This is a genomic window from Blautia sp. HA3515 (genome assembly GCF_059933065.1).
The window spans coordinates 1-9,506 of sequence record NZ_JAYFUY010000151.1; the positions used below are offsets into that span (position 1 = coordinate 1).

The following is a 9,506-nucleotide window of genomic DNA, read 5'->3' on the forward strand; positions in this document are numbered from 1 at the left end:
GAGCACAAATGAAGTGCCAGACAGTCAGGCTCCCGAAAAAACAGAAGGTAAGACTCCGAACGGGCAGGCTCCTGAAAAGCCAGAGGGTGATGCATCAGACGGGCAGCCTCCTGAAAAACCGGAAGGTGAGACTCCGGACGGACAACCTCCCGAAAAACCGGAAGGTGCTCCTGACTGGACAAGGCGGTCCTGATGGCGGTCAGTCTGAAGGCGTTGACAGCTACACCGCTGTCAATGAATATACAGAAGACCAACCTCTGTTGAAAATACATCCCTTGAATCCACAGGGACCGATGAAAATGCAGCCTTGATCTCTTCCGGTGCCAATGTTACCTTGGACAATGTAACCGTATCCCGGGATTCCCAGGAAAGTACCGGTGGCAATGATGCCAGCTTTTATGGGGTAGGTGCAGCCGTTCTGGCAACAGACGGTACAGCTTACGTAAAAGGCGGAAGTATTACAACGAACGCAAATGGTGGAGCTGGTCTGTTCGCATATGGTGATGGTACGATCTATGCGGCAGATACAGACATAAAAACAGAGCAGGGCACCTCCGGCGGTGTACATGCCGCTGGCGGAGGCACCCTTTATGGCTGGGATCTTAATGTAGAAACCAATGGTGAATCTTCCGCAGCCATCCGAAGCGACAGAGGCGGCGGCACAATGGTTCTGGATGGAGGGACCTATACTTCCAATGGGCTCGGCTCTCCTGCCATCTACAGTACAGCAGATATTGCAGTAAATAATGCGACTCTCACAGCCAACGGATCGGAAGCTGTATGTATCGAAGGTCTTAATTCCATCCACTTGTATGACTGCGATCTTACCGGAAATATGAGTGATCAGGATCAAAATGACAACACCTGGACTGTCATCTTATATCAAAGCATGTCCGGTGATGCTGAGAGTACGGCAACAGCACCTTCCAGATGGATGGTGGTTCCCTTACTTCCCAGAACGGTGGTGTATTCTACACTACTAATACGGAAAGCACCATCACCTTAAATGATGTAGATATTAATTATAATGATGACAACGAGTTTTTCCTGCAGTGTACAGGCAATACCAATCAGCGTGGCTGGGGACAGGCAGGTGCTAATGGCGCAGACTGTACCTTTACTGCGATCAGCCAAGACATGCAGGGAGATGTGATATGGGATTCTATCAGTGATCTTGATTTCTATATTACAGACAGCAGTAATCTGACAGGTGCCATCCTTGATGATGAAACATATGCCGGTGACGGCGGTTCCGGTTATTGCAACGTATCTGTCAGCAAAGACTCAACCTGGACGGTTACCGGAGACAGCACCGTTACTTCCCTCTCCAATGAAGGAACCATCGTAGATGACCAGGGCAAAACTGTGACTATCCAGGGAACTGACGGCACTGTTTATGTAGAAGGTGACAGCCAATACACCATCACAACCGATTCTTACAGTGATTCTGCAGATCAATCCGGTGCAACAGCTCTTCAGGGCTGGAGCGGATATCAGACTGAAAAGCCTTCTACTCTTTCTTAAAGGTCTGTGATCAGCAGATAAAGAATTCCCAGGATCACAATGGTGCCGGCCATGATCACCAGCATCCATCCTGTTCCTACAACTTTTCCAAGGAAGATCGGATTGCAATCCACGGAATCCCCCGGATCCCCGCAATTGCCTGTGTGGGGATCCCTTCCTTTTCCATTTCCTCAAAAACACCTCTCAGCATATGATTCTTCAGCAAAGAAGTCCCATATGTACTTGGAAGAAAGGAAAGAACCTTCTGCAATCCGCTTCCGAAATTGGAAATAGGCATATGTGCTCCACAGATAAAACCATATCCTGCACTTACAATCGTTCCCACAGCTGACATCTGTCCCTGGGTTTTCAGGGGATAGCAGACAATGCTGGACAAAATACTTCCAAACAAAACCAAAAGGATCTCGTCCAAAATCAGCCATAAAACATCTGCCGCGCTTAAATACCATCCCATGATTCCAATATAGCCAAGGCACAATGCCAAAGCCAGAAGATTTACCATTAAGGAATTCAGCACAGTTGAAAAAAAGTAGCCCAGGTATATCAATGGTCTTTTTACAGGAGATACATTAAAATCCTTTCTTGCACCACTGGCCCGATCCTGTATCATAGTCAGGTTTACACAAAAGGTTACTGTCACACAGCTGACTGCCAGAAGTCCGGCTACGAGCTGCGAGGCTACTGTGCCATCCACTAATTTATCAGAAATCTTAAAGAAATCCGGAAGGGCCGACTGGAAAGAATCTCTGTATATATTAGCAAGAAAAGTCCCATATAATACGATCAAAATAATCGGAGTGATCAAGGATGAGATCAACATGCCCTTGTCTCTGAAAAACAGCTTCCTGTTTCGTTTTATTAATGCCAACGTGGTTTTCATGGATTCTCACCTCCTAATACCTTTCCGGTTACAGCAAGAAATACATCATCCATGCCGCCCTTTACTACTTCATAATCCTGAAACAGTTCCTGATGCTCTACGATCAGCTTGGTTGCTTCACCGGTGTTCTGTACCTGGATCTGATAACCATCCCGGATTGCCTTATAAGGTTTGCCAAGCTGTCGGATCTGTTCTTCTCCTGCTCCATATATAGAAACATAGTCCTGTACATATTGATTTTTCAGCTGATAAGGTGTACCCTCTGCCACGATCTTCCCCTTATCCAGAATTACCACATAACCTGCAGATGCGGCTTCTTCCATATAGTGTGTTGTAAGAAAAACGGTCATCTTCTCTGACACCCGAAGCTTTTCAATAATACTCCAGATCAGCTTTCTGGTCTGAGGATCCAGTCCTGTGGTAGGCTCATCCAGAATCAATATCTCAGGTTTGTGAAGTAATGCCCTGGCAATATCAATTCTTCTTCGCTGTCCGCCGGACAGTTTGCCCACCTGTCGGTTCATAAACTCTTTAAAGTCCAGGATAAGGGACAGTTCTTCCAGTCTCTTATCAAATTCCCTGCCTGTAATACCATACAGTGCGGCTCTGCTCTCCAGGTTTTCCCTGACGGTCAGCGGCTTATCCAACACACTGTCCTGAAAAACAACACCGATCATTCTTTTAATGTCTCCCGGCTTCTGATCTACTTCATTGCCACCGATCTTTACCTCTCCACTGTCCTTTTTCAGCTGCCCGCAGATGATCGAGATCGTGGTACTCTTGCCAGCTCCATTTACGCCAAGAAAAGCAAACAGCTCCCCTTTTCTTACCTGAAAGCTTAGATCATTTACAGCATGTACACTGCCGAAGGATTTATTCAGATGCTGTATTTCTATTACAGGATCCAACTGTTTTTCCATTTTTCATATCTTCCTTTCCACAAACATTCTTTCTTACGGAAATGATCAGATCTCCTCCTCCACTATACCATAACCAGCATATATAATTCTACCATTCCTCTCAGATTCCCAGTGAATATTTGTTTCCCCCGTGAACCAGATGTGCTGTGGATCTGACTATTCCGAAAGTACCTCCATCATAAGCCGAATCCCCACCTTCAATCCTTCCTCAAATGAATCTTTCTCCCATGCACAGCATACACTCCCATGACGAATCATGATTTCCTCCCAAAGTGGTATCCTCTCCCCCATATCGTCCTCTACAATTGCGTCCATGCCTTCGATTCCCTGCAGCCATTGTTCCAGTTCCTTTTCTTTTGCCTGCCCTGCTTTCCTGGCAGCTGTATTATTCTTCCCCAGGTTATTTTCCGTGTAATGTACATAGATCAGATCAAGCAGGTTTTCCACAGGAGGATAGTAATGTGGCTTTGTTTCTGATATATAATTCTCCAGTATATCCTTTAACGTACTTATAATGCTACCGTCCTTTCCAGTCAGGATTTTGTGTCTTAATTATGGTGCATATTCCTGCATATTTTTATACATAATCCTTACCACCAGACGCATCTTATTTTTTGCGGTTTTTTGGATGGCCCATCTTCTCCTTCACTTCGTTGGGTACATCCCACAAATGTTCCTCCATCGGCTCGGTTCTTAGTTTCCTTACTGCTCTGTATATCCGCTGCCGTTCTGCTCCTACACTGATCTTCTCTTTATCTGCTGTATTCTCTCCCATGATTATTCATGCAGCTCCAACGGCAAACCATCCGGGTCATGGAAGAAAGTCATCTTCTTGCCGGTATAATCATCCACACGGATCGGCTCACATTCTATACCTAATTCTCTCAGTTCTTTCACTGTCTGCTCCACGCTGTCTACCCAGAACGCAATATGATGTATTTTAGATAAATTCATTTTTCTCACGCTCCATTTCTTTCAAAATATCTATCCGCAATGCTCCTTGTTTTGAATTCTCAAATTCTACCATACCCATCAGTAATCCTGCTTTATCAGTTTCAAACTTAAATCCTTTATAATCATCTGCCCGATCCTTCAATTTTCTGATGTTTCTATTTATTATCCTCATCTGCTCCGTTGATCTTAGCGGATTTCTGGTTGAAGTTATTGAGCCCAGTGAAATGTATCCTTTGTTCTCAACTTCCAAAAGGATATTTATAGGCCCTTTGCTGTATAATTCAAAAATATCCTCTTCACTTGTAACTTTGAATGCTTGTGATCCGAGCACCATTCCAGGAATCTCCAAAAAACCAATATGCTCCATCCAGTTATTTCTCTGAATGATCTTAAGATAAAGCAATTTAAAATAATTCTCTGCTTTTTCAGGATGTGGAATCATGTCCACAAAATAAGTACAATCATCATTTATGATACAAAGTAGCTGTTTATTGCTTCGATTGTTTTTATTATTCACATTAAGATTTTCATTTAAGTGCAAATGATATAAATGCCAGGTATATCGTAAAAAATCCACTTTGCCAGGGGCACTTGTTTGGTTGGATAAAAAAGCATTCATATCCATTCCTTCTTCAAAAGCATTCTCGTACTTCTTTAAGGCTTCTACTTCTTTCTCTGAAAGTTCTCCACTTTCAATTTTGGCTTGCAGTTCGTTAGAGTATTCCACTCTTCTTTTCAGCACAGGTATCCTTTTATAAAGATAAGAAAAAAAATCAATTATTGTTTTTTCCGGGGCATTTTCGTCTGCTCGATATGTAATGCCAACCCGATTATAGTACTTCATTATTTCGGATTGAATGTCATCATGTATCCTTCTCGCTAACTCAGTTTTAGCATCCATACACAATCCCTCCGCTTTTAATTAAATTAAGTATTGTATAGGTATGAGAACAACATAGAAGTCTCTCTTTCTAATATATCACAAAACTATATTTTTTTACTGACGCTTTCTTGCCTTCATCACCGCATAGTACGCCAAACCACCTACTACTCCCCCAACTGTGTTATACAGCTGACGGTTTAGCAGGGTTCTAAACAGGATCATCGATGTTACAAAAGCCAGTAAGAACAGCTTCCGGAAGAACAATTTTATTTCCATTACAAACTATATGTTACATACCGTATACTTCCATCATAATTCGAATTCCAACTTTCAGACCTTCCTCAAAAGCAGTCTTCTCCCATGCACAGCACACCGTCCCCTGCCGGTCCATGATCTTCTCCCAGAGTGGAATCTTATCTCCGACGTAGTCATCTACGAGCCTATCCATTCAACCAGCCCTCGCAGCCATTCTTCCAGTTCCTTTTCTTTTTTCTTTACTGCTTTTCCGGCAACTGTGTTTTTCTCTACTGGATTATTCTCCGTGTAATGCTCATAGATCAGATCCAGCAGATTCTCCACTGGCGGATAATACTCTGGCTCCGTTTTCCTAATGTTATCCTCTAGCAACGCCTTCACTTTTTCTATAATGCTACCATCCATCCCAACTGAAATTCATTTCCTCAGTTACGGCACATATTACCGTAGACATCTACACATAGCAACCTATTTTTTGCGGTTTTTCGGATGCCCCATCTTCTCCTTCACTTCATCCGGCACATCGATTAGTCCGAACCGATAGAACATCCCGTAAATATAAGTCACTCCCCAGGATATCCCCCAGAGCTTTCGGGCGGTTTACCACTTCTCCTACCTTTTTTATATTGTTCAGTGCCAGCAACACCGAACTCCACGCCAAGCTTTTACTCTTCTCTCGGCGGTCGATCCACAGTTCCTTTGTGTATTCGCCGCTTCTGCCTTTTCTAATCACGTAAGAGAATGGCAAACCAGAGTAAGTTTTGAATTTCACACCAGAATAAAGCAAGACCGTCTCCCACAGGTGCTCCTCTGTTGGCTCTGATCTCAGTTTTCTTACTGCTCTGAATCTCCGCCGCCGCTCTGCTCCAACACTAATTTTTTCTTTATCTGCTGTACTCGGGAAGTACACACCTTTCTGATATGGTAGGTACGAGGTAACGGAGGCTTTGGAGAGTTGAAGAGTATTTGCGGTTGAGAGGATGGCTTCTTTATAGTTCTGTGTTTCTCGATACTCCTCAAAGGTATCCTGTACCTTCTCCGCCACATCCGATTCATACACACCAGCCGTGATGAGCAGCTTTCTTACTTTGATTGGATTCAGAGTTAGCGCATTTGCAATGGATCGGAGGGAGCACTCCTCCTCATAGAGTGCCACAGCACTTTCCATCTGCTCTTTTAGGTTCTTCACAGCATCATACTCAGGCTTCAACTTCTTCCGGCCACCGCCTGGCTTCCGAGGTTTATATGCTCTTTTCTCTCCCATGCTTATTCGTGCAGTTCCAGCGGCAGTCCATCCGGGTCATGGAAGAAAGTCATCTTCTTGCCGGTGTAATCGTCAACCCCGGATCGACTCACATTCTATACCTAATTCTCTCAACTCTCTCACCGTCTGCTCCACGCTATCAACGCAGAAAGCAAGATGGCGTAGACCACAGGCCTCTGGACAGTTTACACGCTTCGGAGGATTTTCCTCAGCAAAAATCTCCAGCTCCGTGTATTCATTGACACGAAGATCCAGCTTCCAGTCCTTTCGCTCCGGACGGTAGTTCTCTCTAATAACAGAGAATCCCAGCTTGTTCACATAGAAATCCTTTGCGGATTCATAGTTAGATACGATGATTGCGATGTGGTGTATTTTTGATAAATTCATTTTTCTCACGCTCCATTTCTTTTATTTCCGTTTCAAACTATACATCAACCTTCAAAAATCACCGTGTGAACTCCTGGAGTTCAGTTTGTCCACACAGCATATCATCAAAACTTGATCACTTTCGGCTCATGGGTGAAAGAACTAATGGTAGCCACACCATTCTTGAAGTAGAACACCTCAGTGTTTCCATCATCTGCGGCATACATCTTCTTCAAACTCGGATAAGCATCCAGCATAGATTCTCTCGCTTCCACACGGTCATCCTCTACCAGTTCGCCAGCAACGCGAATCCACTCGCTGCCTTTGAATGCGCACAACTCTGCTTTCGGATTGGCATGCAGCTGCTTGGAAACATCCTTCTTCTTGCCAGTCTGGATGTACAGCTTGCCTTCAAAAATATGTGCCGTACCAAACGGACGCACTCTCGGCTGGTCGCCTTCGACCGTTGCCAAGTAATATGTTTCAGCTTCTTTTAAGAACTTTACGATTTCTTCCATTTAATTCTTTCCTTTCCCACACGGTCGTGTGTGATTTATAGTTTTATGGTTTTATTTCAGTTTTTCGAGGATTTCATCTGCACTCATACCGTTTGCCAGCAGCTGCTTCGGCTTCCGCCTTCTTAGCTTCTTCAGCGGCCTTAGCATCTGCCTTTGCCTTCTTCGCTTCCAGGGATACCTCTTCTTTTCGACCTTCTTCAGAGCAGTCTTCTTCTCTTTCAGGTCAGCCTTCAAAATGTCAATATTGGCGGTGATGGATGCGATCTCAGTATTCAGAGAGGCGATAGCTTCCTGCTTCTCTGTAATCTGTGATACGTAGTCTTTTGCAATATTGGTTTTGGGACGATTCTTGCTGCCTTTCGTTCTAGGCATAGGTGATAACCTCTTTCCTGTTTTTAATTGTTTAAGTGTAGTATCTTAAAATCTTAAATTAAAGATTTTCTATTATACCAAGCTCCATATTCCTTCATTTTTGTGCCAATCATTACAAAATAAAACTGTCCTAGCGCATCAATTTGTGTGGGATTAAGCCAACCTTTCAAAAATGTATCCAAAGCAGCTAATTGTGCTGGTCCTATAAATTCAGAAAACTCTGTTTTATCCACATCTTCTCGATAATCCTGAGCATACATTAGACAGATTGAACGCCTACCATAATAGTTGAATATCAACGCTGCAGTTGTTACAAGCGTCTCTACATCTTTAGGAAAGTCATTTCTTTTGAGTAACGACTTTGCAGTATTAGCCGGTTCATCTACAAAATTCTGCATTGACTTGGTTGATGCAACAGTTTCCACTTGCTGTTTCATGGAAAAAGAAATATTTTCGCCAATACTCTCATATCCCAAAATTTTTATAGTTTCAATTTGGCTTGCATGATATTCCAGAAAGCCTCGCATCATGGCATTTTTCTTTTTATCCCCATCTACGAGATTCTCTGCATCGAGCAGATGCGTCAATTCATGAAATACGACATAATCGCCATGCAACTGTGGTTTCCACATATATTCCCACACTTCAATAGAATGCGACTGACTTTGAAAATCAAATCGATGAGTTGCCCAAGCTCCCCATCCAGACGCATTCGCATCAGAAAGCGAAATGTGTTTTGAAATTAGATCAAATGAAGGAAGCGATGATACTCCCATAAAATGTTTATAATCGTTCTCGCATTTGTTCACATACTGCAAAAGCAATTCGTTTGTCATCCTTTTCTCCCTTTGCACAAGACCACATCAGCCTACTCACGCTTCAATCAATGTAAGATACTGCCTTCCCAACTGAGTAATTTTATAGCTATCTGAGCCTGATACCTTTTTTAGCTTTGGAATTTTTACTGTTCCTGGCTTGGTTTTTTTGCTTTCTTTTTCAAGGTTTTGGAGGTATTTAACAACCTCTTCAAGATTATTATCATTGATTTCTTCATTTTTACTTTGCAAAAGTCCAAAGCGTTCAAGCTTTTCTCTAATGAATCGCATTTGCTCAAAATCTATATGAATATCTTTGCAAATGTCCAAAAGGCTCTCTCCGTCATTTCCAAAATAAGAATACGACTTCAAAACACGAATATCCAAATCACTTAACTGTGCAAGAGTCTTAAAAAACATCAATACAATATCCAAATTTGTATTATCTGATTTCAGTAAGTTAACATATCCGTTAGCATTATATTTGACCATTGCCTCCTGAGGTTCTTCGACAATATTATCAAGCAATGCTTCTGTAATCTGTCTCTGATATTCTAAATTGCTCTGCTGCTGAGCTTTCACAATTTTATCTTCAAGTTCATCTTCGACTTCTTTTTGAACAATTTGCAAAGCCTCAACTACATTTCTTTCTAAACGATTCTGTTTATATGAGAGACGAATATTATTTGCGACAGGGACTTACTGCGCCAACGATTTCACTAGCCAGCATTCCTACAGCCTCACTAACTATAAAG

The 9,506-nt window shown here is 42.8% G+C and carries 15 protein-coding genes and 3 pseudogenes; 3 read left to right on the top strand and 15 right to left on the bottom strand.

The window, feature by feature from the left end:
- The 3 genes and pseudogenes from R1Y93_RS12165 to R1Y93_RS12175 all read left to right on the top strand — a co-directional run.
- A pseudogene (locus R1Y93_RS12165) lies at window positions 1-193 on the top strand (hypothetical protein); the annotation flags it as partial.
- Between the two features lie 114 nt (window positions 194-307).
- Window positions 308-1,006 (top strand): hypothetical protein, encoded by a 699-nt coding sequence (locus R1Y93_RS12170; protein WP_500823006.1) that lies wholly within the window; start codon window positions 308-310, stop codon window positions 1,004-1,006.
- A complete protein-coding gene (locus R1Y93_RS12175) occupies window positions 931-1,524 on the top strand; it encodes a hypothetical protein (protein WP_500823007.1) in 594 nt (197 codons plus the stop codon). Before R1Y93_RS12170 ends, R1Y93_RS12175 begins: the two co-directional genes overlap by 76 nt.
- Before the next feature lie 76 nt (window positions 1,525-1,600).
- On the opposite strand, the gene R1Y93_RS12180 is transcribed toward R1Y93_RS12175, so the two are convergent.
- The 15 genes and pseudogenes from R1Y93_RS12180 to R1Y93_RS12250 all read right to left on the bottom strand — a co-directional run bounded on the left by R1Y93_RS12180 (window position 1,601) and on the right by R1Y93_RS12250 (window position 9,381).
- Window positions 1,601-2,404, bottom strand: coding sequence for an ABC transporter permease (locus R1Y93_RS12180; protein ID WP_500823008.1), 804 nt, complete (start codon window positions 2,402-2,404; stop codon window positions 1,601-1,603).
- Window positions 2,401-3,324 carry an ABC transporter ATP-binding protein gene (locus R1Y93_RS12185; RefSeq protein WP_500823009.1) on the bottom strand — a complete coding sequence of 308 codons (924 nt, stop codon included), beginning with the start codon at window positions 3,322-3,324 and terminating at the stop codon, window positions 2,401-2,403. Before R1Y93_RS12185 ends, R1Y93_RS12180 begins: the two co-directional genes overlap by 4 nt.
- Window positions 3,325-3,480: 156 nt before the next feature.
- Window positions 3,481-3,771, bottom strand: a complete 291-nt coding sequence (locus R1Y93_RS12190; RefSeq protein WP_500823010.1) for a hypothetical protein — start codon at window positions 3,769-3,771, stop codon at window positions 3,481-3,483.
- A 160-nt stretch (window positions 3,772-3,931) separates the two neighbouring features.
- On the bottom strand, window positions 3,932-4,099 hold the full coding sequence (locus R1Y93_RS12195; RefSeq protein ID WP_500823011.1) for a hypothetical protein: 168 nt from the start codon (window positions 4,097-4,099) through the stop codon (window positions 3,932-3,934).
- A 2-nt stretch (window positions 4,100-4,101) separates the two neighbouring features.
- Window positions 4,102-4,263, bottom strand: a pseudogene (locus R1Y93_RS12200) (VOC family protein); the annotation flags it as partial.
- Window position 4,264: 1 nt separating this feature from the next.
- Window positions 4,265-5,179: a hypothetical protein gene (locus tag R1Y93_RS12205; RefSeq protein ID WP_500823012.1), complete on the bottom strand. Its 915-nt coding sequence runs from the start codon at window positions 5,177-5,179 to the stop codon at window positions 4,265-4,267.
- Window positions 5,180-5,275: 96 nt separating this feature from the next.
- The gene (locus tag R1Y93_RS12210) at window positions 5,276-5,437 is read right to left on the bottom strand and encodes a hypothetical protein (RefSeq protein WP_500823013.1); all 162 of its coding nucleotides are present in this window, start codon (window positions 5,435-5,437) and stop codon (window positions 5,276-5,278) included.
- A 13-nt stretch (window positions 5,438-5,450) separates the two neighbouring features.
- Window positions 5,451-5,609 carry a hypothetical protein gene (locus R1Y93_RS12215; protein ID WP_500823014.1) on the bottom strand — a complete coding sequence of 53 codons (159 nt, stop codon included), beginning with the start codon at window positions 5,607-5,609 and terminating at the stop codon, window positions 5,451-5,453.
- Complete coding sequence (locus tag R1Y93_RS12220) at window positions 5,594-5,821, bottom strand: hypothetical protein (protein ID WP_500823015.1); 228 nt, start codon at window positions 5,819-5,821, stop codon at window positions 5,594-5,596. Before R1Y93_RS12220 ends, R1Y93_RS12215 begins: the two co-directional genes overlap by 16 nt.
- A gap of 106 nt (window positions 5,822-5,927) precedes the next feature.
- On the bottom strand, window positions 5,928-6,680 hold the full coding sequence (locus R1Y93_RS12225; RefSeq protein WP_500823016.1) for a hypothetical protein: 753 nt from the start codon (window positions 6,678-6,680) through the stop codon (window positions 5,928-5,930).
- A 2-nt stretch (window positions 6,681-6,682) separates the two neighbouring features.
- A pseudogene (gloA2, locus tag R1Y93_RS12230) lies at window positions 6,683-7,067 on the bottom strand (SMU1112c/YaeR family gloxylase I-like metalloprotein).
- A 104-nt stretch (window positions 7,068-7,171) separates the two neighbouring features.
- Window positions 7,172-7,564 carry a pyridoxamine 5'-phosphate oxidase family protein gene (locus R1Y93_RS12235; protein ID WP_500823017.1) on the bottom strand — a complete coding sequence of 131 codons (393 nt, stop codon included), beginning with the start codon at window positions 7,562-7,564 and terminating at the stop codon, window positions 7,172-7,174.
- Between the two features lie 51 nt (window positions 7,565-7,615).
- A complete protein-coding gene (locus R1Y93_RS12240) occupies window positions 7,616-7,936 on the bottom strand; it encodes a hypothetical protein (RefSeq protein ID WP_500823018.1) in 321 nt (106 codons plus the stop codon).
- Between the two features lie 53 nt (window positions 7,937-7,989).
- Window positions 7,990-8,772 carry a hypothetical protein gene (locus tag R1Y93_RS12245; protein ID WP_500823019.1) on the bottom strand — a complete coding sequence of 261 codons (783 nt, stop codon included), beginning with the start codon at window positions 8,770-8,772 and terminating at the stop codon, window positions 7,990-7,992.
- A 36-nt stretch (window positions 8,773-8,808) separates the two neighbouring features.
- Window positions 8,809-9,381 (bottom strand): hypothetical protein, encoded by a 573-nt coding sequence (locus R1Y93_RS12250; protein ID WP_500823020.1) that lies wholly within the window; start codon window positions 9,379-9,381, stop codon window positions 8,809-8,811.
- Window positions 9,382-9,506 lie beyond the last annotated feature (125 nt).